This is a genomic window from Brevundimonas sp. S1H14 (genome assembly GCF_047716865.1).
Lineage (GTDB): Bacteria > Pseudomonadota > Alphaproteobacteria > Caulobacterales > Caulobacteraceae > Brevundimonas > Brevundimonas naejangsanensis.
The window spans coordinates 631,402-655,519 of sequence record NZ_CP136679.1 but is presented as its reverse complement, the minus strand read 5'-3'; the positions used below and the strand labels follow the sequence as shown (position 1 = coordinate 655,519).

The 24,118-nt window shown below is 68.8% G+C and carries 20 protein-coding genes; 11 read left to right on the top strand and 9 right to left on the bottom strand.

Annotated features, from left to right (window positions below):
* Nucleotides 1–38 precede the first annotated feature (38 nt).
* Nucleotides 39–2,366 carry an excinuclease ABC subunit UvrB gene (gene uvrB, locus RSD66_RS03130; RefSeq protein WP_415288952.1) on the top strand — a complete coding sequence of 776 codons (2,328 nt, stop codon included), beginning with the start codon at nt 39–41 and terminating at the stop codon, nt 2,364–2,366.
* 21 nt (nt 2,367–2,387) lie between these two features.
* Here uvrB and RSD66_RS03125 read toward each other — a convergent pair whose 3' ends face one another.
* A complete protein-coding gene (locus tag RSD66_RS03125; protein ID WP_415288951.1) occupies nt 2,388–5,018 on the bottom strand; it encodes a M14 family metallopeptidase in 2,631 nt (876 codons plus the stop codon).
* Nucleotides 5,019–5,165: 147 nt separating this feature from the next.
* Here RSD66_RS03125 and RSD66_RS03120 point away from each other — a divergent pair, with 147 nt between their 5' ends.
* The 3 genes from RSD66_RS03120 to RSD66_RS03110 are packed head-to-tail and all read left to right on the top strand — an operon-like array spanning nt 5,166 to nt 7,246.
* Nucleotides 5,166–6,272, top strand: coding sequence for a bifunctional transcriptional activator/DNA repair enzyme AdaA (locus RSD66_RS03120; RefSeq protein ID WP_415288950.1), 1,107 nt, complete (start codon nt 5,166–5,168; stop codon nt 6,270–6,272).
* Complete coding sequence (locus tag RSD66_RS03115; protein ID WP_415288949.1) at nt 6,253–6,804, top strand: methylated-DNA--[protein]-cysteine S-methyltransferase; 552 nt, start codon at nt 6,253–6,255, stop codon at nt 6,802–6,804. The genes RSD66_RS03120 and RSD66_RS03115 overlap by 20 nt, the downstream gene beginning before the upstream one ends.
* A gap of 37 nt (nt 6,805–6,841) precedes the next feature.
* Complete coding sequence (locus RSD66_RS03110) at nt 6,842–7,246, top strand: host attachment family protein (RefSeq protein WP_035302822.1); 405 nt, start codon at nt 6,842–6,844, stop codon at nt 7,244–7,246.
* 3 nt (nt 7,247–7,249) lie between these two features.
* On the opposite strand, the gene ilvA is transcribed toward RSD66_RS03110, so the two are convergent.
* The 4 genes from ilvA to RSD66_RS03090 all read right to left on the bottom strand — a co-directional run bounded on the left by ilvA (nt 7,250) and on the right by RSD66_RS03090 (nt 13,936).
* Nucleotides 7,250–8,770 carry a threonine ammonia-lyase, biosynthetic gene (gene ilvA, locus RSD66_RS03105; RefSeq protein WP_415289559.1) on the bottom strand — a complete coding sequence of 507 codons (1,521 nt, stop codon included), beginning with the start codon at nt 8,768–8,770 and terminating at the stop codon, nt 7,250–7,252.
* 96 nt (nt 8,771–8,866) lie between these two features.
* Nucleotides 8,867–9,394 (bottom strand): GNAT family N-acetyltransferase, encoded by a 528-nt coding sequence (locus RSD66_RS03100; RefSeq protein ID WP_415288948.1) that lies wholly within the window; start codon nt 9,392–9,394, stop codon nt 8,867–8,869.
* Nucleotides 9,391–11,520, bottom strand: coding sequence for a S46 family peptidase (locus RSD66_RS03095; RefSeq protein ID WP_415288947.1), 2,130 nt, complete (start codon nt 11,518–11,520; stop codon nt 9,391–9,393). The genes RSD66_RS03100 and RSD66_RS03095 overlap by 4 nt, the downstream gene beginning before the upstream one ends.
* 322 nt (nt 11,521–11,842) lie before the next feature.
* Nucleotides 11,843–13,936, bottom strand: coding sequence for a S46 family peptidase (locus tag RSD66_RS03090; RefSeq protein ID WP_415288946.1), 2,094 nt, complete (start codon nt 13,934–13,936; stop codon nt 11,843–11,845).
* A 183-nt stretch (nt 13,937–14,119) separates the two neighbouring features.
* On the opposite strand from RSD66_RS03090, the gene RSD66_RS03085 reads away from it, so the two are divergent.
* Genes RSD66_RS03085 through RSD66_RS03075 form a run of 3 tightly spaced genes read left to right on the top strand, consistent with a single transcriptional unit; the run spans nt 14,120 to nt 17,096 of the window.
* Nucleotides 14,120–15,292: an ABC transporter permease gene (locus RSD66_RS03085; RefSeq protein WP_024353722.1), complete on the top strand. Its 1,173-nt coding sequence runs from the start codon at nt 14,120–14,122 to the stop codon at nt 15,290–15,292.
* Nucleotides 15,293–15,297: 5 nt separating this feature from the next.
* Complete coding sequence (locus tag RSD66_RS03080) at nt 15,298–16,056, top strand: ABC transporter ATP-binding protein (protein ID WP_415288945.1); 759 nt, start codon at nt 15,298–15,300, stop codon at nt 16,054–16,056.
* Between the two features lie 23 nt (nt 16,057–16,079).
* Entirely contained in the window at nt 16,080–17,096 is a 1,017-nt protein-coding gene (locus tag RSD66_RS03075; protein WP_024353724.1) for an HlyD family secretion protein, read from the top strand.
* A gap of 200 nt (nt 17,097–17,296) precedes the next feature.
* Here the strand turns inward: RSD66_RS03075 and RSD66_RS03070 are convergent, their stop codons facing one another.
* Nucleotides 17,297–18,094 carry a crotonase/enoyl-CoA hydratase family protein gene (locus tag RSD66_RS03070; RefSeq protein ID WP_415288944.1) on the bottom strand — a complete coding sequence of 266 codons (798 nt, stop codon included), beginning with the start codon at nt 18,092–18,094 and terminating at the stop codon, nt 17,297–17,299.
* A 126-nt stretch (nt 18,095–18,220) separates the two neighbouring features.
* Nucleotides 18,221–18,382, bottom strand: coding sequence for a hypothetical protein (locus tag RSD66_RS03065; protein WP_003167825.1), 162 nt, complete (start codon nt 18,380–18,382; stop codon nt 18,221–18,223).
* 166 nt (nt 18,383–18,548) lie between these two features.
* Between RSD66_RS03065 and RSD66_RS03060 the strand changes: the two genes are divergently transcribed.
* Together RSD66_RS03060 and RSD66_RS03055 are read left to right on the top strand one after the other, a co-directional pair.
* On the top strand, nt 18,549–18,767 hold the full coding sequence (locus tag RSD66_RS03060) for a DUF1289 domain-containing protein (protein ID WP_415288943.1): 219 nt from the start codon (nt 18,549–18,551) through the stop codon (nt 18,765–18,767).
* Nucleotides 18,768–18,854: 87 nt separating this feature from the next.
* Nucleotides 18,855–19,346, top strand: coding sequence for a TIGR02281 family clan AA aspartic protease (locus RSD66_RS03055; RefSeq protein ID WP_346524329.1), 492 nt, complete (start codon nt 18,855–18,857; stop codon nt 19,344–19,346).
* Nucleotides 19,347–19,367: 21 nt separating this feature from the next.
* Here the strand turns inward: RSD66_RS03055 and RSD66_RS03050 are convergent, their stop codons facing one another.
* Entirely contained in the window at nt 19,368–20,207 is an 840-nt protein-coding gene (locus RSD66_RS03050) for an LD-carboxypeptidase (RefSeq protein ID WP_415288942.1), read from the bottom strand.
* Between the two features lie 79 nt (nt 20,208–20,286).
* Between RSD66_RS03050 and RSD66_RS03045 the strand changes: the two genes are divergently transcribed.
* Together RSD66_RS03045 and RSD66_RS03040 are read left to right on the top strand one after the other, a co-directional pair.
* Nucleotides 20,287–21,675, top strand: a complete 1,389-nt coding sequence (locus RSD66_RS03045) for a UDP-N-acetylmuramate--L-alanine ligase (RefSeq protein ID WP_415288941.1) — start codon at nt 20,287–20,289, stop codon at nt 21,673–21,675.
* A 118-nt stretch (nt 21,676–21,793) separates the two neighbouring features.
* Nucleotides 21,794–23,395, top strand: coding sequence for an ATP-binding protein (locus tag RSD66_RS03040; protein ID WP_415288940.1), 1,602 nt, complete (start codon nt 21,794–21,796; stop codon nt 23,393–23,395).
* Between the two features lie 13 nt (nt 23,396–23,408).
* Here the strand turns inward: RSD66_RS03040 and RSD66_RS03035 are convergent, their stop codons facing one another.
* Complete coding sequence (locus RSD66_RS03035) at nt 23,409–24,086, bottom strand: Fe2+-dependent dioxygenase (RefSeq protein WP_415288939.1); 678 nt, start codon at nt 24,084–24,086, stop codon at nt 23,409–23,411.
* Nucleotides 24,087–24,118 lie beyond the last annotated feature (32 nt).

Here is a 24,118-nt window from a genome sequence, read left to right as displayed (position 1 = left end):
CCTAGCGTCACGCACGCGCAGGCATTACCTTGATGTTCATGGCCCGTTCTCCCGCGACACCGTCCCAGAAGCTGACCAAGCCCGTCCACACGCCTAATCCCGGTCTCAGCGAGGCGCCGGTCGCCTTCGACCACGGCCGCGCGCCCATGTTCGCGCCGGTAAACGGCCCGCGCCTCACGCCGGAGGAGGCCCCCGCCGCCCCCGCCGACTGGGTCCCTCACCGCCCCGACCGGCCGACCAACAAGAAGCGCATCCCCTTCCGGCTGGAGACGAAATACCAGCCCGCCGGGGACCAGCCCTCGGCCATCGCCGAACTGGTCGCCCAGGCGGATGAGGGCGATCGCGAACAGGTGCTGCTGGGCGTCACCGGCTCGGGCAAGACCTTCACCATGGCCAAGGTGATCGAACAGACCCAGCGCCCGGCCCTGATCCTGGCCCACAACAAGACGCTGGCGGCCCAGCTCTATTCCGAGTTCAAGGCCTTCTTCCCCGACAACGCCGTCGAGTATTTCGTCAGCTATTACGACTACTACCAGCCCGAGGCCTACGTCCCGCGCACCGACACCTACATCGAGAAGGACTCGTCGATTAACGAGCAGATCGACCGGATGCGCCACGCCGCCACCCGCGCGATCCTGGAGCGGGACGACGTCATCGTCGTCGCCTCGGTCAGCTGCATCTACGGCATCGGCTCGGTCGAGACCTATACCGCCATGACCTTCGGCCTGAAGGTTGGCGACCAGATCGACGAGGCCAAGCTGCGCGCCGACCTGATCGCCCTGCAGTACAAAAGGAATGATGCAAGCTTCGAGCGCGGCATGTTCCGCAAGCGCGGCGACACGCTGGAGATCTTCCCCGTCCACCTCGAGGACCGCGCCTGGCGCATCAGCCTGTTCGGCGACGAGATCGAGGCCATCGACGAGTTCGACCCCCTGACCGGCAAGAAGACCAATGCGCTGGACGAGGTCACCGTCTACGCCGCCAGCCACTACGTCACCCCGCGCCCGACGCTCAATCAGGCCGTCAACGGCATCAAGGCCGAGTTGAAGGAGACGCTCGACTGGATGGTCGAGAACGGCAAGCTGCTGGAGGCCCAGCGCCTCGAACAACGCACCCGCTTCGATCTGGAGATGATGGAGGCCACCGGCTCCTGCGCCGGCATCGAGAACTACAGCCGCTGGCTGACCGGCCGCGCGCCGGGCGAGCCGCCGCCCACCTTCTTCGAATACATCCCCGACAACGCCCTGCTGTTCGTGGATGAGAGCCACGTCACCGTGGGCCAGATCGGCGCCATGTATCGCGGCGACTACCGCCGCAAATCGACCCTGGCCGAATACGGCTTCCGCCTGCCCTCGGCCATCGACAACCGCCCGCTGAAGTTCGAGGAATGGGACGCCATGCGGCCCCAGACCGTCTTCGTCTCGGCCACCCCCGGCGCCTGGGAGTTGGACAAGACCGGCGGCGTCTTCACCGAACAGGTCATCCGCCCCACCGGTCTGATCGACCCCCCGGTCGAGATCCGCCCCGTCTCCGGCGCCACCCGCAACCAGGTCGACGACGTCATCGACGAGGTGAAGGCGACCGCCCGCGCGGGTTACCGCTCCTTGGTCACCACCCTGACCAAGAAGATGGCCGAGGATCTGACCGAATACATGCACGAGCAAGGGGTGCGCGTCCGCTACATGCACTCCGACGTCGACACCCTGGAACGGATCGAGATCCTGCGCGACCTGCGCCTGGGGTCGTTCGACTGCCTGATCGGCATCAACCTGCTGCGCGAGGGCCTCGACATCCCCGAGTGCGGTCTGGTCGCCATCCTCGACGCGGACAAGGAGGGCTTCCTGCGCTCCGAGACCTCCCTGATCCAGACCATCGGCCGCGCAGCGCGCAACGTCGACGGCCGCGTCATCCTCTACGCCGACCGCATGACCGGCTCGATGGAGCGCGCCATCGCCGAGACCGACCGCCGCCGCGAGAAACAGCAGGCCTACAACCTCGAACACGGCATCACGCCCGAGACGGTCAAGCGCGACATCAAGGAGATCCTCGACAGCCCCTATGAGTCCCGCGACCTGGACCGCCTGACCCGCCCCGGCGTCGCCGAGGAAGCCAAGCCCTTCGTCGGGTCCAACTTCCAGGCCGCGCTCAAGGATCTGGAAGGTCGGATGCGCGAAGCAGCCGCCAACCTCGAGTTCGAGGAAGCCGCCCGCCTGCGCGACGAGATCAAGAAGATGAAGCTCCTCGACCTCGAATTCGCCAACGAAGCCCTCACCGGCGCGGGCGAGGAGGTGGACAGGTCAGCCCCCAAACGCTGGCGCAGGGAAGCGGCGGCCGAAAAGGCCGAGGCGTTCAGGAAGGGGCGCTGACGCCCCTCCCCTTCACTCGTTTCAGTTCCCCTTGGCCCCCGAGGTGTGGGCCGGACCGCGGAAGACGGCGTTGAGGAACAGCGGCTTCAGCCCTTCCAGGAAGGCGCGCATGGTCACGTCCTGGGTGAAGGCGACGACCTGACCGCGACCGACTTCGGACGCCATCGCGACGGGCTTGTAGGCCAGCTGGCGGCGGTTCTCGGCCCACAGCTGGCCGGACGCCAGCACCTGATCCGGGCCGGCCAGACGCACGACGTTGGTTCCCTGATCGCGGGCCAGCGGAGTGTAGATGTCCGAGCCGCGCACCATGACGCTAAGGGTCGGGGCGACGCCTGCGCCCAGCCAGTGTTCATTGTCGACCACGGCGCTGGCCAGGACGCCGGCGACAGGATCGGGCGCTCCGCCGTGGTGGCCGGTCAGGGCCAGGTATTCGGCGTCGGTGGCGATCTCGCTGCCGCCGTCCTTCTTGTCCTTGTCGCCGTCGCCGGAGACGGCGCTCTCGCGGCGGCTGTCCAGCAGCTTGGAATCGGGATCGGTCAGCAGGCGGCTGGCCGAGCCGACGCCGATCAGGACGCCGCCCGCTTGAACCCAGGCGCGCAGGTTGGCGACGCCGCTCTCGCCGAGGATCTGCTCATAGTTTCCGCCAGACGGCAGGATCAGCACCTGGTAGCGGGACAGGTCGGCGTTCGCCAGGCGGCGGGTGCGCACCGCCGTGACGGGCCAGCCGTATTCACGCTCCAGTACATGGCGGATGGAACCGGCGGATTCCGGCTCGGTCGGGTCGTCCCAGGCCATGGCGACGCGCGGGGCGGCGATGACGGTCGCCTTGTCCGAGCCGACGCTGGGACCGCTGGAAACCCACGACGTCGCCAGCGGCGTCACCTGGGCGCCGCTGCCTGCGGCCAGACGGCGGACGCGCTCGTCCAGGTCGGCGGGCGACCCGGCGCGCGGCACGATGAAGGTCCCGCCCGGATAGGCGCGGCCGTCCAGGGTGAAGGGCTCCTCGACAGAGCGGACCGGCAGCTTGTCGGTCAGGGCGGCGGTCAGGAAGCGCATACCCGCCGTGCCCGGATGGATGGCGTAGCCATAGGTCGCGTCGCCCTGAGCCACGGCGGCCGGGCGGATCAGTTCCGGGCCGACAGCGGCCGTCTGCACCGACGGAGCGCCGGTGCAGCGCTGGCTCGGCACGTTGAACAGAAGCGGCAGGGACCAGCCGGTCAGGTCATAGATCTCATCGCCCAGACCGCGCGCGCGGCGAGCCTCCTGTTCGGCGAGGAATTTGGGGTCCAGCGGCACGTCCTTGGCCAGCAGGGTCTCGGCCATGCGGCGCTGAGGCTGGGCCAGGTTCACGATGTAGTCGCCCGCCTGATAGGTCTGGCCGCAGGCGGAGAAGGCGGCGGTGGCGCGTCCGACCTCCAGCCCCGAACGGACCAGCAGGCCCGCCAGCTTGTCGGCGGCGGCCGGATCGGCGGCGGCGGAGCGCGACAGGACATAGGCGCCGCGTCCGCCCGAAATCCCGTCGCGATGGAAGGCGTAAAAGTCGCTGAGCAGTTTTTCGCGGTCGCGGGCGGCGGTCTCGATGGTCGACAGGGTGGCGGTCAGATGGCCTTTGACCGTGTCGGCGTAGGTCAGCATCTCGCCCGACGACCGGCGCGCCAACAGACCGCGCGACGATCCCTGCTCATATGTCATGGAGACGGCGCCGAAATAGGCCGGCCAACCGTCGCCGTAGCCGGGATAGAAGGCGTCGAAGGTCTCGCGCGTGAAATAGTCCAGCCCGGCCTGATCGAAGCGTCCGGCGGTGTTGCGGCCGAACCGTTCGCGCGCGTCGAGGATCGGCGGATAGATCCACGGGTTCAGCGGCTGCGCTTCGGGCGGGAAGAAGAAGCTGGAGTCGGTGCCCATCTCGTGGGAATCGACCACCACCTGCGGGCGCCATTCGCGGATGAGGGCCGAGTGGCCCTGCGTCTCCGGCTGGGACTGGATGAACCAGTCGCGGTTCAGGTCGAACAGATTGTGGTTGTAGCGGCCGGACGGCCAGGGCTCGGCCCGCTCCGCCGACAGGGGATCGCCGTTGGGCTGGGCGCCGAGGCCCGCCTCGAAGCTGTTGATGAAGCGTTCGCGCCCGTCGGGGTTCTGGGTCGGGACGAAGACGACCACGACGTCCTCTAGCCACCCTTGAGCCTCGGCGTCGAGGCTGTCGGTCAGGCGACGCGCGGCCATGATGGCGGCGTCGGCGGGGCTGATCTCATTGCCGTGGACAGAATAGGCCATCCAGACGATGGCCGGGGTGTCGTTGATCAGGGCGCGGGCCTGATCGGGGCTGGTCTTGCGCGGATCGGCCAGGGCGTTGGTCGCGGCCTTGATCGCGTCCAGCCGGGCGATGTTGCGCGGCGAGCCGATGGCCGCCCAGAACAGCGGGCGGCCTTCCCACGACTGGGCGTAGTCGCCCATGACCATGCGGTCGGGGTTGGCGGCGCGCAGCGCCTCGAAATAGCGGCGCACATCAGCCGAGCGGGTGATGCGCTCGCCGCTGTCATGGCCGACGACGGCCTGAAGCGCAGGCGGCGTCTGTTGCGCCAGGGCGGGCGCGGCGCCCAGGGCCAGGCTGAGCGCCAGCAAGGAACAGGCGGCGCGGCGACGATACGACATTCAGAATACTCCCCCTACAGACCGACGAACTTAGCCGTGCAGGCGCCGCGAAGGAAGCGGCCACGACAAAACCGCAGGATCATCGCGCGGCGCCGTCATGTCCGAAAACCGCGAGACAGGGCGGCGTCGAAGGCGCAGGGTGCGGCTATGGAAAACGCCCGCGACAGTCTGGATCAGGAGGCCTGCTATCGGGCGGTCCTGACGCGCGACCCGCGCTTCGACGGGCGCTTCTTCACCTGCGTGAAGTCCACCGGAATCTATTGTCGCCCGGTCTGCCCGGCACGGACGCCCAAGCGTGAGAACATGCGCTTCGTCATCAGCGCGGCGGCGGCCGAGGAGGCGGGCTTTCGGGCCTGCCTGCGCTGTCGGCCGGAAACCGCGCCCGATATGGGCGCGTGGCGCGGCACCTCCAACACCGTCAGTCGAGCGCTGAACCTGATCGAGGCGGGCGCGCTCGATGAGGGCGACGTCGACACCCTGGCCGCGCGGCTGGGGGTGGGCGAGCGGCACCTGCGTCGCCTGTTCCGCCAGCATCTAGGCGCCGCCCCGGTCAGCGTGGCCCAGACGCGCCGCGTCCTGCTGGCCAAGGCCCTGATCCACCAGACCGACCTGCCGATGGCCGAGGTCGCCATGGCGTCTGGCTTCGGCAGCGTACGGCGCTTCAACGAGACGTTTCAGGCGCTGTACGGGCGCCCGCCGTCGGCGCTGAGGGCACGCGCTGAACGGCCGTGGGACGGCGGGGTCAGACTGAGCCTGCCCTATCGCCCGCCCTATGAGGTCGAGGCCATGTTGGCCGCACTGAAGGCGGACGGCGAGACGGTCGAGGACGGCGTCTGGCGCCGCGTCCTGAACCCCGCGACGGACGGGGCGACGGGCGAGGTTTCGGCCCGGTTCGAGGCGGGCGACCGGCTGGCGGTGACAGCGGCGCTGGATGATCTGAAGGCCCTGCCGGGGGTACTGGCGCGGGTGCGGCGGCTGTTCGACCTGTCGGCCGATCCCGAGGCGATCCAGCGTGATCTGGCTGCTGACCCTGTGCTCGCGCCGCTGGTCGAGGCGCGGCCCGGTCTGCGCCTGCCGGGCGTCTGGAGCGATGAAGCGCCCGACATGGCCAGCGACCGGCTGGAAGACGAGCGGCTGGCGGGGCGGGCCGAACGATGGCGGCCCTGGCGGGCCTATGGCGTGCTGCACCTGCGCGAGGCGGGGATCGACGGCATGACGATCATGGAGAACGACGATGAAAAAGACGCAGCCTGAAGCCTTTACGCTGGACCGCATCGCCACGCCGGTGGGCGAGGTGCTGCTGGTCACCGATGCGGACGACGCCGTGCGCGCTTTCGACTTCACCGACTATGAGGCGCGGATGATGACGCTGCTGGCCCGTCATTACGGCGAGGTTCAGCTGACGCCGGGCCGCGCGCCTGAGGCGGTGCGGGCCGCCGTCGCCGCCTATTTTGACGGCGATCTGACGGCGCTGGACGACCTCGCCGTGAAGACCGGCGGCACGGACTTCCAGCGCGCGGTCTGGGCGGCGCTGCGGACCATTCCGGCGGGGCAGACCTGGAACTACGGCCAACTGGCCCAGGCCATCGGCAAGCCCGCCGCCGTGCGGGCCGTGGGCCTGGCCAACGGCGCCAATCCGATCGGCGTCATCGTGCCCTGCCACCGCGTCGTCGGCGCCAATGGAACCCTGACCGGCTATGCGGGCGGGCTGGAGCGCAAGCGCTGGCTGTTGGCGCACGAAGCGTCGCAGAAGGGAACAGGACAGGGGGCGTTTGCGCTGGACTGACAGCGCCCTCCCTTTCGGCGCTCATTTCTGGAGTCTGATGATGAACCTGCCCAACGGGGCCCTGGTCGCCGTCGCCGACGGCGAGAAGCTGAGCCTGTTCCGCAACACCGGCCACAACCTCGACATCCAGCTCAAGCCGATGGCGACGCCCGAGATCCCCGAACGCCTGTCCGGCGCGCCGGGCCGCCGCTCCAGCGACGCCAATCCCGACAACGACACCCAGGCCGAGGACGGCTTCGCCATGGGCGTGGCCGAGGCGCTGAACCACATGGCCCTGACCAACAAGATCGAGGCCCTGGCCGTGGTCGCCGCGCCCAAGACACTGGGCCAGCTGCGCAAGCATTGGCACAAGACGCTGGAAGGCCTGCTGGTCGGCGAAATTCCCAAGGCCCTGGCCGGCCGTCCGGCCGAAGAGATCGCCGAAGCCATCAGCCGGGCCTAGCTATCAAGCGGAGCCATCCAGAAACAGGCGGCAGGCCGGGTTGTCGGTCTCGTCGACGTAGGGATACCCCAGCTCGTCCAGCGCGGCGCTCAAGGCCGCCGCCTGGTCTGGCGGGACGCTGACCCCCGCCAGCACCCGGCCCGCGTCGTCGCCGTGGTTGCGATAGTGGAACAGGGTCAGGGCCCAGGCGGGCTGCAGGCTGTTGAGGAAGCGCAGGAAGGCGCCCGGCCGCTCGGGGAATTCGAAGCGCAGCAGCCGCTCGTGCGGCAGGCCGATGGTGCGCCCGCCGACCATGTGGCGGACGTGGAGCTTGGCGGTCTCGTTGTCGCTCATGTCGACGACGGAATAGCCGTCGGCGGTCAGGCGCCTGAGCAGGCTTTCGCGCTCGGCGGCGCCGTCGCGCAGGGCCACGCCGACGAAGATCTGGGCCGTCCCGTCGCCGGACCAGCGATAGTTGAATTCGGTGATCGAGCGGCCGTCGAGGCTCTGCAGGAAGCGGTGATAATCCTCGCGCCGGTCGGGCATGGAGACGGCGAACAGGGCCTCGGCGCCCTCGCCGATCTCGGCCCGCTCGGCGACGTGGCGCAGACGGTCGAAATTGACGTTGGCGCCTGAATTGATCGCCACCAGCGCCCCCGATCCGGGGTTGCGCGCGGCCCAGGCCTTCAGCCCGGCAAGAGCCACGGCGCCCGACGGCTCGGCCACGGCGCGCACGTCGTCGAAGATGTCCTTCACGGCGGCGCAGATGGCGTCGGTGTCGACCAGGACGATCTCGTCCAGCAGATCGCGGCACAGGCGAAAGGTCTCGTCGCCCGCGCGGCGAACGGCCACCCCGTCGGCGAACAGGCCGACCTGATCCAGATCGACGACGCGCCCGGCCTCGATGGCGCTTTTCATCGTCGGGGCCTCGGCCGGTTCGACGCCGATGAGGCGCGTCTCGGGCCGCAGGAAGCGGACGATGGCCGCCACCCCCGCCGCCAGCCCCCCGCCGCCGATGGGGATGAAGACGGCGTCGATCGGATCGGCGTGCTGGCGCAGGATCTCCAGCCCCACCGTCCCTTGCCCGGCGATGACGTCGGGGTCGTCGAAGGGGTGGACGAAGGTCGCGCCGGTTTCCTTTTCCAGCGCGCGGGCGTGAGCGTAGGCGTCGTCAAAGCTCTCGCCATGCAGCACGACCTGGCCGCCCAGCCCCCGAACCGCCGCCACCTTGATGCCGGGCGTGGTGGTCGGCATGACGATGGTCGCCGCCGCCCCGCGCTTCGCCGCCGCCAGCGCCACCCCCTGCGCGTGATTGCCCGCAGAGGCGCAGATGACGCCGCGCGCCAGCTCGGCCTCGCTGAGCGCCGCGATGCGGTTGTAGGCGCCGCGGATCTTGAACGAGAAGACCGGCTGCAGGTCCTCGCGCTTCAGCAGGGCGGGGCGCCCGATCCGCGCCGACAGCCGCTTCAGCGGATCGAGGGGGGTCTCCTCGGCCACGTCATAGACGCGGGCGGTCAGGATGCGGCGGACGGTATCTTGCACGATGATCTCGGTCAGGCGTCAGAAAAAGAAACGAAGCGTGTGCTCGTCTAGGCCAGACCAAACCTTATGAGAACGAAAATTGCGCCCTTCCCCGCTGATCTAAAGCGTCTTCTCCAGAACCACGAAGGCCAGGTCGCGGGTGCGGGGCAGGCCGAAGCGGGGGTCGTCCAGCGGGAAGGGGCGGGTTTCGCCGGTCAGGCGATAGCCGCGCCGTTCGTACCAGGCGATCAGTTCGGCGCGCTGGCGGATGACGGTCATCTCCATGCGCGTGGCGGCGAAGCGGGCGGCGGCCTCGGCCTCGGCGGCCTCGATCAACAGACGGCCCAGACCGCCCGCCTGACGCGCCGGATCGACGGTCAGCAGGCCCAGATAGGCCAGACCCCGCCCCTGATCCGCGACCTGAACGCAGCCGATCAGGGCGCCGTCGACCTCGGCCAGCAGGATGATCCGCGAGGCGTCGGCGAGGATGTTGCGCAACTCCGCCTCGTCGGTGCGCTGACCCTCCAGCAGGTCGGCCTCGTGGGTCCAGCCGGCCTTGGCGCTGTCGCCGCGATAGGCGCTTTCGATCAGGGCGCGCAGCGCCGGAACGTCGTCCGGCGCCGCAGGTCGAAAGACCGGGCCGTTCAACGGCGCGCCCGGCGCGAGGCGGCCTTGGGCGCATCCGCGCCCAGTTCGGCGATCAGGTGATCCATGCCGTAGACGTCGCGCAGGGCCGTGGTCACGGCCTGGGTGGTGACGATGACGCTGCGGTTGACGTTGCGGTCATAGCCATAGGCGTTGCGCTGGGTCAGGACGGTGGAGTCGAAGTTGGCGCCGATGATCTCGCCCTTCGCATTCACCGCAGGCGAACCCGACGAGCCGCCGATGGTGTCGGACGAGACGGCCATATTCATCACCGCGTTCGGGTCAATGCGGTCCCTGGCGGCCAGCAGTTTGGGCGCGACGTTGAACGGCTCGGCGCCGGTCGCCCGATCCCACAGGCCGGCGAAGGTGGTGAAGGCCGGGATGCGCTGGCCCGGCACGTCGGTCCCCTCGACCCGGCCGTAGGTCAGACGCAGGGTGCCGGTGGCGTCCGGATAGACAGCGTCGCCGAAGACGGCGAAGCGGGCGGCCGACAGCTGTTCCGAGGCGCGGTCGGTCGGCGCCTGCACCCGGTTCTCCCAGTCGGTGCGGACGGCGCGGGCGTCGGCGTCGATAGCCAGGACATACTGGATCAGCGGATCGGTCGATGCCTGAACGGCGGGCAGGCCGCCTTCCCACAGGGCGCGGCGCACGGCGGGGTCGGCCAGTTTCGTGCCTTCGATCAGGCGGGCGGACAGGCCTTCCGGGCTTTCCTTGCCCAGCAGGGTGCGGACGTAAGGGCTGTCGACGGTCAGCCATTCGCGCGTCTTGGACAGCCACCATTCCAGACGGACCTGCTCCAGCGCCGGATAGGTCGGGCGTGCGGCGAAGAGGCCGGACTGGACGCCCGGCAGGCGGCTGTCGGCGAACTCGGCCAGGCGCTGGTCGGACGGCTTGGCGCGCTCCTGCGCCCCGCGCACGATGGCTCGCGCCCACTGGAACAGGGGCGAGCCGCCCGCCACCGAGGTGGTGCCCATGCCGGTGCCGCCTTCCAGCAAGGCCATCGGGGCATAGAGCTCGCGCGCGATCGGCTGAACATCGGTCAGAACGGCCCAGGGATCGCCGACCTCGGCCGACAGGGCCTCGTTCTCGGCCACGCCGCGCCGGAAGACGGTTTCCTGCCCGGCCAGTTGGTCCATGAAGGCCGGGTCGATCAGGGCGGCCATCCGGCCGCGCCCGCGCTTATAGGTGTTCTCGACGCCCGACAGCGGGTCCATGGCGATGAAGGCCTGATCGGCGCCCTCTTCCGAATAGCGGATCAGACGGCCGCGCAGTTCGGACGCGATCAGCTGGTCCAGCGGCAGGACCACGTCGCGGATGGTCATCAGCTGGGCCTGCGTCAGCAGGCGCTGGGTCGAGCCGGGGTTGCCGGTGACGAAGACGGGCTCGCCCTCGGTCGGTTTGTTCGGATTCCAGGTGAAGTGGGTCGGGGTCGCGGCGGGCTTGCCGTCTTCATACAGGCGGATGAAGGCGGCATCGATGGCGAAGCGCGGGAAGGAGAAGTTGTCCAGATCGCCGCCGAAGGTCGCGGCGCGGTCTTCCGGCGCCCAGGCCAGACGCACGTCCGAATATTTGCGGAACTTGTAGAGCTTGAACTGGCCGCCGCGATACAGGCTGACGACCTGACAGCGGATTTTGGCGTCGTCGCCGCAGTTTTCGGTTTCGATGCGGCCCGCCTCGGCCTCGCGCGCCTGGGTGTAGGCCTGGCCGTCCAGACCGGCGCCCGCCTTCTGGACCCGCTCGGTGACGTCGGTGATGTCGGTCAGGATTTCCGCAGAGGCGCCGGGGCATTGCAGCTCTTCCTCGCGGCTCTTGGGGGTGAAGCCCGTTTCGTTATACTGAAGCTGCGGCGTCGACAGGTTGGCGACGCAGGACGAGACGCAGTGGTTGTTGGTCATCACCAGCCCCTCGGCTGAGATGACGCCCGCCGAACAGCCGCCGAACTTCACCGACGACAGGCGCACGCGGTCCAGCCAGGCCTGGTCGATGTTCGTGCCCAGCGTCTGATTGGCGCGGGCGATGGGGAAGTTGTCATAGGTCCACATGCCCTCCTCTGCCTTGGCGGAAGAGGCGGCCGCGGAAGCGGCGGCGAAGGCCAGGACGGCGGCCGAGGCGAACAGCATGTGACGCATGAGAAGCTCCTGTTTCAGACTCCGGCGAGGGAAAAACAGAGTCTAATTCGTCTGAATAGTCTGAAATCGGCGGGAAGAAAGCTAGCAGGCCGATGCGTCAGACGGGGGCGTATTGTTTTCTCCCTCCCCTTCATGGGGAGGGTGGTTTAGCCCGACAGGGCGAAACCGGGTGGGGGCGGCGCGGCTGTTCGGGCGCTCGGCCAAAGCCGTGACTGGAGGCCGGGATCGCCCGGCCCTCCCCACCCGGTCGCTACGCGACCACCCTCCCCATGAAGGGGAGGGAGAGGCGCGGCGTCTGGCTGGGACGCCGCGCGTGCTTGCGTCAGCGACGCACGCCCAGTTCGCGCAGGAGGCGCGGCTGGTTGTAGACGTTGCGCAGGGCCTCGGTGACGGCGGCGGTCGAGACGCTGACCGTGCGGTTCAGTTCGCCGTCGTAGCCGAACGAGCCGCCCAGCGAGTGGATGTTGCCGTCGAAGGCGGCGCCGATCACTTCACCCTTGGCGTTGATCACCGGCGAGCCGGAGTTGCCGCCGATGATGTCGTTGGTCGAGACGAAGTCGTAGACCACGTCCTTGTTGATCCGGTCCTTGGCGGCCAGGAAACGCTCGGAAGCGTTGAACGGCTCGGCGCCGGTCGCACGCTCATACAGGCCGCCCATGTGGGTGAAGGACGGCACGGTGACGCCGCGATAGGTCCAGCCCTTCACCTGGCCGTAGGACAGACGCAAGGAGAAGGTGGCGTCTGGGTACAGGTTGTCGCCGTAGACGGCGAAGCGGGCCTGGGCAACCTTTTCGGCGGCGCGGGCGGTCGGGGCGTTGACCCCGGCGTCCCATTGGGTGCGTACGGCCTGAGCGGCGTCGTCATTGGCCAGGACGAAGGCGATCATCGGATCGCCCGAGGCGGCCAGCTGCTCCGGCGTCATGGCCAGGGCTTCGGCGCGGAAGGCCGGGTCGATCAGGCGGCTCTGCACCAGACGGGCGGCGATGGTTTCGGGGCTTTCAGCGCCCAGCATGGCCTTCACATCGGCGCTGTCGACCGTCAGGTATTCGCGGGTCTTCAGCATCCAGTGCGACAGCTGGATCTCCTCGACGCCGACCGGGATCGGGGCGTCCGAGGCCAGGCGGCGGCCCAGGGCGGCGATGTCGCTATCGGCATAGCCGGCGCGGCGTTCGGCGACAGGCTTGGCGCGTTCCTTCGACGCGCGGACGATGGCGCGGGCGTAGGAATACAGGGTCGAGCCGCCGCCGGCGTTCGCCTCAAGCTGGCGATAGGGCAGATAGAGGTCGCGGGCGGTCGCCTGCACCTTTTCCAGATCGGCCCACGGGTCGCCGATGCGCTCGGCCACGGCCGGGTCGGCGGCGACGCGCTGGCGCAGCTCGGCCTCTTCCTGGCGCTTCTTGGCCATGAAGGCGGGGTCCGTCAGGGCGCCCTGCTGGCCGTAGTAGACCTTGAAGCTGTTCTCCAGACCGAAGATGGGGTCGAGAGCGACCCGCTTCTCTTCCTCGCCCAGGGTCGAATATTCGACCAGACGGCCGCGCAGTTCGGCGCTCTGGATCAGGGTGATGGGGATCTGCTGGTCGCGCAGGCGCTCCAGCTGGCTCATGGTCAGCAAGCGCGAGGTCGAGCCGGGGTTGCCCGCCACAAAGGTGGCCTCGCCGTCGGTCGGAGCGTTGGGGTTCCACTTCAGGTGGTTGGGCGAGGCGACCGGCTTGCCGTCCTCATAGGCGCGCAGGAAGGCCGCATCGAGGGCGTAGCGCGGGAAGTTGAAGTTGTCAGGATCGCCGCCGAAGAAGGCCGCCTGGAACTCCGGCGCGAAGGCCAGACGCACGTCCTCATACTTGCGGAACTTGTACAGGGCGTATTTGCCGCCGCGATAGAAGCTGATGACCTGGCAGGTCAGCTTGCGGTCGTCGCCGCAGGCCTCCTTCTGGATCGCGTCGATCTCCGCCGAGCGGGCGGCGACGAAGGCCGCGCCTTCCAGACCCGAACCAGCGCCCAGCACGCGATCGGTGACGTCGGTGATGTCGGTCAGGACCTCGGCCGTCTGGCCGGGGCAGGTCTTCTCTTCCTCGCGCGTGGCGGGCATCCAGCCGTTCTTGACGTAGTCGTTCTGGGCCGTCGACAGGTCCTGGACGCACGAGATGACGCAGTGGTGGTTGGTCAGGATCAGGCCTTCACCCGACACGAACGACGCCGAGCAGCCCTGCAGGCGCACGGCGGCGTTGCGGACGCGGTCCAGCCAGGCCTGGTCGATGCGCGTGCCGTACTTCTCATTGACCGTCTGGATCGGGAAGCTGTCGAAGGTCCACATCCCCTCGTCGGCGCGCGCGGCCGAAGCGGGGGCGTTGACCACCACGGCGGCCATGCCGAGGGCGGCCAGCGAGGCGGTGAAGGAAAGGGTGCGGCGAAGCGACATGGGCGTCTCCGTGAGGCGGGACACCACGCCCACGCCTTGCTGTCCGCCGTCACTAGACCCGCAAGGGCCGCGCCCTCAACCCCCGTAACAAATCCGGCGCAGCCAGCCTTACCCCGATTTAACTTGGCCCAGCGCCCGCAGGCGGTCAGATAACAGCGCAAGTCAGGGGAATGAATACGCGTCATGTCGCTCGCGCTGTCCACGCTGCTCTTCGAGTGGCGCCGCTATATGGCCGCCGTCATGGCGCTGGCCCTTTCGGGGTTGCTGGTGCTGGCCATGACCGGGGTCTTCATCGGCATCGGCAAGGGATTCACCGCCGCCATCGAGCGCTCCAGCGCCGATATCTTCATCATGCAGCCGGGCGCCAAGGCCCTGTTCAGCGGGCCGATGGGCATGCCGCGACGCTTTGTCCCGCTGGCCTATAACCACCCCGAGGTGGTCGAGGTGAAGACGCTCGACATGTCGGGCGGCAATTTCCAGAACATCAAGAACGTCGACCCGACCGCCACGGCCGCCGACCGCGCCAAGCAGGGCGCGCCGCGCCAGAAGAGCGTGCTGGTCAACATCATCGACACGGCGCCCGGCTCGGTCACCATCCCGCGCGACTATTCCGAAGAACTGGTCGAGGCCCTGCGCCAGCCCTTCACCGTGGCGGTGGACGAGACGGCGCTGACGCCGCTGGGCGTCAAACTGGGCGACAAGGCCCTGTTCAACGGCCAGACCGTGACCGTGGTCGGCGTGCTGCGCGGCTATCCCAACATGATGCAGCCGACCATCGTCATGTCGCGCGACAGCCTGCGGATGCTGGGCCAGGCCTTTGAGGGGCCGCGCGTCGGCCCGCTGATGCTCAAGATCAAGGACCCGGCCCGCGCCGAGGTCGTGGTCGCCCAGCTGAACGCCATGGGCAACGGCCAGTGGAAGGCCTGGACCCGCCAGCAGCTGGCCGACGCCAACGCCGGCGCCATGTTCGAGGAAGGCATTCTGGTCATCATCATCGGCGGCTGCGTCGTGCTGGGGATCATCATCGGCGTGGCCATCACCTGGCAGACCCTGCGCGGCGCCATCATGGCCAACATCAAGGAGTTCGCCTCGCTGCGCGCCCTGGGCGTCGGCATGGGCAGCCTGCGCCGCATCGTCATGGAGCTTAGCTTCTGGGTCGGAATGGTGGGAGTCGGCGCGGCCATCCTGCTGACCTGGCTGCTGTCGCTGCTGGCCCTGTCCAACGCCGTCATCATCTCCATGCCGCCGATGCTGCTGATCATCGTCGGGGGCGGCCTGATCGCCATCTCCATGCTCTCGGGCCTGCTGTCGATGGGCATTCTGAAGAAGAGCCAACCTGCGGACCTGCTGCGATGAACACTATGGCTTCTGGGCACACCAAGGTTCACGGCAAGCACGGCGAGTTCGCCCTGGAAGCCAGGGGACTGGTCAAGCGGTTCAAGTCCGGCCGGTCCTATGTCGAGGTGCTGAAGGGCGTGGATTTCGACGCCCGCCACGGCGACCTGACCATGGTCATGGGGCCGTCGGGTTCGGGCAAGTCGACGCTGATCGCCGCCCTGTCCGGCCTGCTGCGGCCCGAGGAAGGGCGCGTCGACGCCCTGGACGTGGACGACCTGTGGAAACTGTCGGGCGGCAGGATCGACAAGTTCCGGCTGGATCACTGCGGCTTCATCTTCCAGGGCTTCAACCTGTTCCCGGCGCTCAGCGCCCTGCAGCAGGTGACGACGGTGCTGAAATATCAGGGCCTGTCGCCCGAGAAGGCCAAGAAGCGCGCCGCGCTCGCTCTGGAGGAGGTCGGCCTGGGCCATCGCCTGCATCAGCGCCCGGCCGCCCTGTCCGGCGGCGAGAAGCAGCGCGTCGCCATCGCCCGCGCCCTGGCCAAGGACCCGCAGATCCTGTTCGCCGATGAACCGACCTCGGCGCTGGACGGCGAGAACGGCCAGGTGGTCATCAGACTGCTGCGCCGGGCGGCCACCGAACACGGCGCGGCCGTCATCTGCGTGACCCACGACCCGCGCCTGGAAGCCTGGGCCGACCGGGTCATCCACATCGAAGACGGCGTGATCATCGACGATCAGCGCCGCACCCCCAATCCCGAAGCCATCCTGGCGTCGCACTGACCCCGATCCCCTTGAGGACCTCCATGCCCGCATTCCTGAAAAACAAATGGCTCTGGATCGGCCTGGCGCTGCTGGTCGCCGTCGTCATCGGCCTGAGCCTGATGCAGAAGGCCGGCGCCGCCAAGAAGGCCGAGCTGGCCGAGGCGGCCGAGAAGAAGGTGGAAAGCCCCTATTCGGCCATCGCCAACGGCAAGATCGACATCGAGGGCGGCATCATCCAGATCGCCGCGCGGCGCGGCGGCGTGGTGCGTGACGTCCTGGTTCAGGAAGGCGACCTGGTGAAGGCCGGTCAGATTCTGGCCCGTCAGGAAGACGACGAGCCGCGCCTGTCGCTGCAGACGGCGACCGCCGATCTGGCCCAGGCCGAAAGCCAGCTGCGCATGATCAACGTCGACATCGCCACGGCCCAGCGCGAGCACGACCGGCTGCAGAAACTGGTCGCGACCAACTTCGTCGCCGCCCAGCGCATGGATCAGGCCCGCGACGCCATCGCCCAGGCCCAGGCCCGCCTCGCCTCGCAACAGGCCGCCGTCCAGACCGCCCGCGCCCGCCGCGATCAGGCCGCCTATAATGTCGAGCTGACGGTGATCCGCTCGCCCGCCGACGGCCGCATCGTGCGCCGCTACGCCAACCCCGGCGCCGGCGCCTCGACCCTGAACGTGTCGAACATGTTCGACCTGGAGCCCGCCGCCCCGCGCATCGCCCGCGCCGAGATCGTCGAGGCCGACATCCCCAACGTCAGCGTCGATCAGGCCGTCGAGATCACCCCCGAAGGCGATCCGTCCAAGGTCTATGTCGGCAAGGTGCTGCGCCGCGCCGCCGTCTTCGGCGCCCGCAAACTGGCCTCGGACGACCCGTCGCAACGCACCGACGAGCGCGTGGTCGAGGTGGTGGTCGCCGTCGACGAGGCCCCGCTGCTGATCGGCCAGCGCGTGCTGGTCAAGTTCATGAAGCCGGGCGAGACGGCGGGCGCCAAGCGCGACAACGCCTCGACCGGCGTGCCCGCTACGCGCGCCATGAAGGCGCCCGCACGGACGTAAGGGCGGATCGGGATGAAGACGGAAAAGGGGCCTCGCGCGGGGCCCCTTTTTTGTTGGCTGATCGCCCTCCTCCCCGCTCATCCCGGCGGACGCCGGGACCCAGTGTTTTGGCCTCACTTGCGGAGGCGGAATGGGCAGGCGCGGTGCACGCGGCTCTCACTGGGCCCCGGCGTCCGCCGGGGTGAGCGGAAGAGAGGAACTCAGTTTCCCGTAAATTCTCCTGCCCGCTTTTCCAGCACCGCGCTCACGCCCTCGATGTGGTCGTCGGTCAGGTGGGCCAGGGCCTGCATGGCGGCGGACAGTTCCAGCATCTGATCGAAATTCATGTCCCGGCCCTGACGCAGCAGGCTCTTGGCCATGCGCAGGGCCTGGGGCGGCTGGGCGCCGATCTGGTCCGCCGTCTGCATCGCCTCGTCCATCAGCGCTTCATGCGGGACGACGCGGTTGACCAGGCCCCACTGCTCGGCCGTCGCCGCGTCGATCGAGCGGGCGGTGAACAGCAGTTCGGCGGCGCGGGCGTAGCCCACGTTGCGCGGCAACAACCAGGAGCCGCCGTCGCCGGGAATAATGCCCAGCTTCATGAAGGGCACGCCGAAGCTGGCGCGCTCGGAAGCGATGCGGATGTCGCCCAGACCGGCGATGTCGCAGCCCAGCCCCATGGCCGGGCCGTTGACCGCGCTGATCAACGGCACCTCCAGCCCATAGAGGGCGCGCACGATGCGGTGGACGACCCGGCGATAGCGTTCGCGGATGGCGGCGCCCGAGCCCTCGAACAGGTCGCGGCGGTCCTTCATCGCCTTCAGGTCGCCGCCCGCCGAGAAGGCGCGTCCGGCCCCGGTCATCACCACGCAGCGGATCGAGGAGTCGGCGTTGACGGCGTCGCATGCGGCGGCGAAGGCCTCGCCGTCCTCAAGGTCCGGCAGGGCGTTCAGCTGGTCGGGCCGGTCCAGCGTCCAGACCATGACCGCGCCTTTGCGCTCTTCGACGATCAGACCCATGCCGCGTACCCTCTTTGACAATGCAGGCTTGGGTTTCGGCCAGGGCGCGCGGCGATGGCAAGGGCGGAATTGAAAAACCCCGGTCGTTCTGACCGGGGCTTCTGGCTGGATCATCCAGTCTCGCGACTACGCGCGCGGCCGTTTGATCGTTATGGGTACGAAGTTGGACGGGTGGCTGACCACGCGGTCGGCGGCGCCGTTCATCTGCTTCGTGTTCACCAGCATCCCGCCGAACAGGGCGAAGGACATCATGGCGTGCTGGAGATTGCGCTCTTTGTTTTCGTTCATTTTTGGCGTCTCCTTTCGTTGAACGATGAAAGAAGACACGTCGTGCTTTTTGGGACTCTCACCCTGTCAGTCGTTTCGCGTCGAGGATGAATATAGCCGCCTAGCGCGAAAAGTCAAGAAATTATAGTCCGTTCCCGGACTCATTGTTGCGATACCGTCACGAACCATGTCCGCCACCCCCGCCTCCCCCCCGCCCCGCTCCATCGCCAGCCCCTGCGTCATGGTCTGCACCGTCGACGGCGCCTCGGGCCTGTGTCTGGGCTGTCTGCGAACGCTGCAGGAAATCGCGACCTGGAGCCGGATGACGGACGAGGGTCGCGCCGCCGTCATGGCCGACCTGCCGGGCCGCAAGAGCCGGATCGACCCCAGGCTGTTGGGCGAGTGAGCCGGGGCGATCAGCGGTCGGGCGTCAACCTTTCGTTCGCCACGTCGCTTCACCGCATGGGAAGACCCAGGCGGCATAGTCCGCTTCATGATCCGCTTTGACCCGCGCTCCGCTGTCGTTTTCGCCGCCGCCCTGGCGTCGGGCTGCGCCTGCATCGGCGCCCTGATGTGGTGGGAAGGCCCGGCTCAGGCCTACGCCGCCGTGGCGCTGAAGGAGGCGCCGTCGGTGACGCGCGCGGCCGACGGCCACTATTGGGCCGAAGCGACGGTCGAAGGGCGGCCGATGCGGATGCTGGTCGACACCGGCGCCAGCGTGGTGACGCTGAGCCGCGCCGACGCCGAACGGCTGGGCGTGCGGCTGAAGGCTCACGACTTCAGCCATACGCTGAACACCGCCTCGGGCCAGGTTCCCGCCGCGCGGGTGCTGCTGACCTCCCTGTCGGTGGCGGGGGTGGAGATGACCTCCGTCGAGGCCCTGGTGATCGACCGCGACATGCCCGCGGCCCTGCTGGGGATGAGCTTTCTGGGCCGTCTGTCGGCCTTTGAGGCGCGGCCGGACGGGCTGATTCTGAGGGGCTGATCCTGAAAGGCAGACTGGGCCTCAGGCGCGGGAGCCGAAAGGCACGACCTTGTTGTCCCGGTCATGACCGATATCGGCCAGCCCCAGATAGGGAATGCCTGAGCGTACGCACCAGTGACGCACGATCTCCTCCGCCGTCAGGCCGAAGTCGGGGTCATTGGCCGTCACGTCGGACACGCGGCCCAGACGGATGCCCGCCACGCGGCGGATCGAGGCCTGGCCTGTCAGGTGGAACATCATCCGGTCGACGCGATAGAGGGCCTCGGACACCTCTTCCAGCATGACGACGTGGCCGGTCAGATCCGGCTCGATCGCCGTGCCGACCAGTTCGTTCAGGATGGTCAGGTTGAAGCCGACGGCCGGCCGGGGATCGCTCAGCAGGGAGGGCTCCAGCGAGGCCGGGTCGCCGCTCCGTAGCCAGTTCACCGCGCGCAGGCCCGTGGCGTCATGACGCGATCCGTCCGAGGCCATCGGTCCGTGCGCCACATGGGGAAAGCCCGCGCGATACAGCGCCGCCAGCAGGCTGCCCGCGTCGGAATAGCCGAGATAACGCTTGGCGTAGGCGTGGGCCGTCAGTTCGGGGATCACCGCCTCGGCGATGCGGCAGGCGCCGTAGCCGCCGCGCGCGAACCAGACGGCGTCGATGTCGGGGTCGTTGGCCGTCTCGACAAAGGCGCGGGCGCGGGTGGCGTCGTCGCCGCCGAAATGACCGTGGACGTCATGGAGGGCCGGGTGCAGCACCAGTTCGACCGCCCCGTCCGGCCACTGCGCCGCCGCCCACGCCCGGATCGCCTCGCCCCGCGCCGGATCGAGACGGGAGCTGGCGTTGACGACGCCGATTCGGAACGGTCTGGTCTGCATGGACGGGGTGGCCTCGGTCGCCTCACGTGCTAGTCAGGCCGCCGGACATTCCCCGGTTTCGAGCTCTGAAATCAAGCCGATGAACAAAGACTATTTCTTCTGCGGCGTCGGCGGCTCCGGCATGATGCCGCTGGCCATGATCGTTCAGGCGCAGGGGAACCGAATCTCAGGCTCCGATCGGGCGCTGGATCAGGGCCGCACGCCCGAGAAGTTCGACTGGCTGCGCGCCCACGGCGTCGCCCTGCATCCTCAGGACGGTTCGGGCGTGGTCAGCGCCGATCAGGTCGTCGTCGCCACCGGCGCGGTCGAGGATACGGTGCCCGACATCGGCGCAGCCAGGCGCGTCGGCGCCGTCATCAAGACCCGGCCCCAGTTGCTCAGCGAACTGTTCAACGCCGCCCCGACCTCCATCGGCGTGGCGGGCACCAGCGGCAAGTCGACCATCACCGGCATGGTCGCCTGGATTCTCGATCAGGCGGGGCGCGCGCCGACCGTGGTCAACGGCGCGGTGATGAAGAACTTCGCCGACGCCGACCACCCCTTCGCCAGCGCCCTGGTCGGCGGACCAGACCTGTTCGTGGCCGAGGTGGACGAGAGCGACGGCTCCATCGCCCGCTATGACCCCACGGTCGCCGTGGTCTCCAACATCTCGCTGGACCACAAGTCGATGGAGGAGTTGCGCGAGCTATTCGGCGGCTTCGTCGGCCGGGCCACGACGGCGGTGCTGAACCTCGACAATCCCGAGACGGCGGCGCTGGCCCAAACGCTGCCCGCCGGCAAGGCCATCACCTTCGCGCTGGGCGAGGAAGAGGCGGAGCTGTCGGCGCACGACCTTCAGCCCCTGCCGACCGGCATGACGTTTGAGCTGCGCGTGCGCGGCGAGGCGACGCGGGCGGCGAGGCTGAACGTGCCGGGCGCGCACAATGTCGCCAATGCGCTGGCGGCGCTGGGCGCGGTTCGGGCGCTGGGCGTCGACATGGATCAGGCGGTCGCGGCGCTGGAGACCTTCAGCGGTATCCGGCGGCGGCTGGAGGTGGTGGGAACGCAGGGCGGCGTCACCGTCATCGACGACTTCGCTCACAATCCGGACAAGATCGCCGCCACCCTTAAGACCCTGCACGCCTTTGACGGACGGTTGCTGATCCTGTTCCAGCCGCACGGCTTCGGCCCGCTGAAGCTGATGCAGCAGGCGTTCATCGAGGGCTTCGCCGGGCTGATGCGGCCCGACGACGTGCTGCTGATGCCCGAGCCGGTCTATTACGGCGGCACCACCGACCGCAGCGTCGGCAGCGAGGACATAGCGGCCGGCGTGCGCGCGGCCGGGCGTCAGGCCCAGGCGCTGGCGACCCGCGCCGACTGCGGCGACCGCATCGTGGACATGGCCCGTCCCGGCGACCGGGTCGTGGTCATGGGGGCGCGCGACGACAGCCTGTCGACCTTTGCGGCGGAACTGCTGGCGCGCCTCTGACTGTCCGCCATCAGATCAATCGTCAAATTAGCCTTGCAAAACATTCATTTCCGGCAAAGCGCCTGTTAAGCGCCCTGACCTAACCCTGCTCTGGCAAGACGCAGGAGACGGCTAGGAAATGGCCAGGATCGGAGATTTCGTGGACGCCTCGGCGCCGATGGCGCCCGACGCCCTGGGCGCAGAGGCGCTGGCCCGGTTCGAGGCTGAGCCCGAAACCCTGGTCATCGCCGTAGCCGACGCCGAGGGACGGCCCGTCGGCCTGATCGAGCGCAACGCCTTCACCCTGAAGCTGGCGGCCGAGTTCGGCCGCGCCCTCTATGTCCGGCGCCCGGTCTCGGCGCTGATGGACCCGGCGCCGATGGTGGTGGAGGCGGACGCCTCAGCCGACGTGCTGTTCCAGTCGATGGACGCGGCCGGTCTGGGCGCCCTGCTGAAAGGATTCATTGTCGTCTCGCGCGGCCGCTATGTGGGGGTGGGCGCAGGGCTGCACGTGCTTCAGGCCGGGGTGGCGATCCACAAACGCCGCGCGGAGGCCATGGCCGAACTGGCCCAGAATCTGGTCCGCGCCGAGGCGGAGGCCCGCGCCTCCAGCCGCGCCAAGTCCGAGTTCCTGGCCGTGATGAGCCACGAGATCCGCACGCCCCTGAACGGGGTGCTGGGGGTGGCCGCCCTGATGGAGCGGCAGCTGACGCAGGAAGCCCTGCGCCCGCACGTGCGCACCATTCTGGATTCGGGCGCCAGCCTGCTGCGGCTGCTGACCGATGCGCTGGACATGTCGCGGGCCGAGGCCGGGATGCTGACGCTGGAGCCCGCGCCGCTGGACCTGCAGTCGGTGGCGGCGGACCTGTCGGCCCTGTGGAGCCCGCGCGCCGAGGAGAAGGCGCTGGAACTGCAGGTCGAGGCGGAGCTGACGGCCGCGCGATGGGTCGTCGGCGATGAGATGCGGCTCAAACAGCTATTGAACAATCTGATCGGCAACGCCCTGAAGTTCACCGAGGCGGGCGTGGTGCGGGTGCGGCTGGCGACGGCGCTGCAGGACGGACAGGTGCGGCTGTCCGCGACCGTCGACGACAGCGGCCCCGGCGTCAGCGACGAGGCGGCGCGCGCCATCTTCGAGCCGTTCAACACCGGCGAGGCGGGACGGCAGGGCGCGGGCGCGGGCCTCGGCCTGGCCATCTGCCGTCAGATCGTCGAACGGATGGAGGGGGTGCTGGCGGTCGAGCGTTCGCCTCAGGGCGGGGCGCGCTTCTGCTTCGACCTGCGCCTGCCGCTGGCGCAGGCCGACGGCCGCCGCGATGAGGACCGTCAGGCGGCGCCGACCTTCCATGACACCCTGCATGTGCTGGTGGTGGACGACCACGCCGCCAACCGCTTCGTCGCGGGCAAGGTGCTGGAGCTGTTCGGCTGCACCCACGAGACCGCCGAGAACGGCCGTCAGGCGGTCGATCGCGCGGCAGCCGCGCCCTTCGATCTGATCCTGATGGATGTGAAGATGCCGGTGATGGACGGGGTGGCGGCGACGCGGGCGATCCGCGCCCTGCCCGGCCCGGCCGCCGCCCTGCCCATTCTGGCGCTGACGGCCAACGCCGATCCGCGCGACGAGGTCGTCTACCTGGCGGCGGGGATGGACGGGGTGGCGCAGAAGCCGATCCAGCCCGAGGCCCTGCTGAACGCGATACGGCTTGTACTGTCGCGCGGCGAGGCGGCGCAGGCGGCCTGAGCGCGCCGAGGCGTCACACCTCGGACCAGCGGCGCAGAAGGTTGTGATAGACGCCGGTCAGTTCGATCACGGCCGCATCCTTGGGCCCCTTGTCGAGGTTGACGCGCTGGATCGCCACGTCGAGGCGGAACAGGGTCTCGCGATCGGCGTCGTCGCGGATCAGGCTCTGCAGCCACATGAAGCTGGAGACGCGGGCGCCGCCCGTGACGGGCGTCACCCGGTGCAGGCTCTTGGACGGGTAGAGGACCAGATCGCCCGCCGGCAGCTTGATCGACTGGGCGCCGTACATCTCCTCGATGATCAGTTCGCCGCCGTCATAGTCCTCGGGCTCGGACAGGAAGAGGGTGGCTGACAGGTCGCTGCGGATGCGATGGCCCTCGCGCTGGCGGATGGCGTTGTCGACGTGCGTGCCGAACTCGCCGCCGCCCTCATAGCGGTTGAACAGGGGCGGAAAGATCGTGTGCGGCAGGGCGGCCGAGACGAACATCGGATTGGCGTTCAGCGCCTGGACCACCAGAGCCGACACCTCGCGCGCCGGGGCGCTGTCCTCGGGCAGTTGCTGATTGCGCTTGGCCGTCGCCGACTGATGGCCCGAGGTCATGTTGCCGTCGGCCCAGGGACCGGCGTCCAGCGTCTGACGCAGCGCCTTCACCTCGGCCTTGGTGAAGACTTCGGGGATGTGCAGCAGCATGGTTCTCTCACCGTCTGGAAACGCATCGGCCC

What these genes read in the sequence shown, in the direction of transcription:
- RSD66_RS03060 (WP_415288943.1), top strand. Translation starts at nt 18,549, where the DNA reads ATGTCCGCCACCCCCGCCTCCCCCCCGCCCCGCTCCATCGCCAGCCCC.
- RSD66_RS03045 (WP_415288941.1), top strand. Translation starts at nt 20,287, where the DNA reads ATGAACAAAGACTATTTCTTCTGCGGCGTCGGCGGCTCCGGCATGATG.
- RSD66_RS03080 (WP_415288945.1), top strand. Translation starts at nt 15,298, where the DNA reads ATGGCTTCTGGGCACACCAAGGTTCACGGCAAGCACGGCGAGTTCGCC.
- RSD66_RS03050 (WP_415288942.1), bottom strand. Translation starts at nt 20,207, where the DNA reads ATGCAGACCAGACCGTTCCGAATCGGCGTCGTCAACGCCAGCTCCCGT.
- RSD66_RS03035 (WP_415288939.1), bottom strand. Translation starts at nt 24,086, where the DNA reads ATGCTGCTGCACATCCCCGAAGTCTTCACCAAGGCCGAGGTGAAGGCG.
- RSD66_RS03120 (WP_415288950.1), top strand. Translation starts at nt 5,166, where the DNA reads ATGGAAAACGCCCGCGACAGTCTGGATCAGGAGGCCTGCTATCGGGCG.
- RSD66_RS03055 (WP_346524329.1), top strand. Translation starts at nt 18,855, where the DNA reads ATGATCCGCTTTGACCCGCGCTCCGCTGTCGTTTTCGCCGCCGCCCTG.
- RSD66_RS03075 (WP_024353724.1), top strand. Translation starts at nt 16,080, where the DNA reads ATGCCCGCATTCCTGAAAAACAAATGGCTCTGGATCGGCCTGGCGCTG.
- RSD66_RS03085 (WP_024353722.1), top strand. Translation starts at nt 14,120, where the DNA reads ATGTCGCTCGCGCTGTCCACGCTGCTCTTCGAGTGGCGCCGCTATATG.
- RSD66_RS03110 (WP_035302822.1), top strand. Translation starts at nt 6,842, where the DNA reads ATGATGAACCTGCCCAACGGGGCCCTGGTCGCCGTCGCCGACGGCGAG.
- RSD66_RS03040 (WP_415288940.1), top strand. Translation starts at nt 21,794, where the DNA reads ATGGCCAGGATCGGAGATTTCGTGGACGCCTCGGCGCCGATGGCGCCC.
- RSD66_RS03090 (WP_415288946.1), bottom strand. Translation starts at nt 13,936, where the DNA reads ATGTCGCTTCGCCGCACCCTTTCCTTCACCGCCTCGCTGGCCGCCCTC.
- RSD66_RS03125 (WP_415288951.1), bottom strand. Translation starts at nt 5,018, where the DNA reads ATGTCGTATCGTCGCCGCGCCGCCTGTTCCTTGCTGGCGCTCAGCCTG.
- uvrB (WP_415288952.1), top strand. Translation starts at nt 39, where the DNA reads ATGGCCCGTTCTCCCGCGACACCGTCCCAGAAGCTGACCAAGCCCGTC.
- RSD66_RS03115 (WP_415288949.1), top strand. Translation starts at nt 6,253, where the DNA reads ATGAAAAAGACGCAGCCTGAAGCCTTTACGCTGGACCGCATCGCCACG.
- RSD66_RS03065 (WP_003167825.1), bottom strand. Translation starts at nt 18,382, where the DNA reads ATGAACGAAAACAAAGAGCGCAATCTCCAGCACGCCATGATGTCCTTC.
- RSD66_RS03070 (WP_415288944.1), bottom strand. Translation starts at nt 18,094, where the DNA reads ATGGGTCTGATCGTCGAAGAGCGCAAAGGCGCGGTCATGGTCTGGACG.
- RSD66_RS03095 (WP_415288947.1), bottom strand. Translation starts at nt 11,520, where the DNA reads ATGCGTCACATGCTGTTCGCCTCGGCCGCCGTCCTGGCCTTCGCCGCC.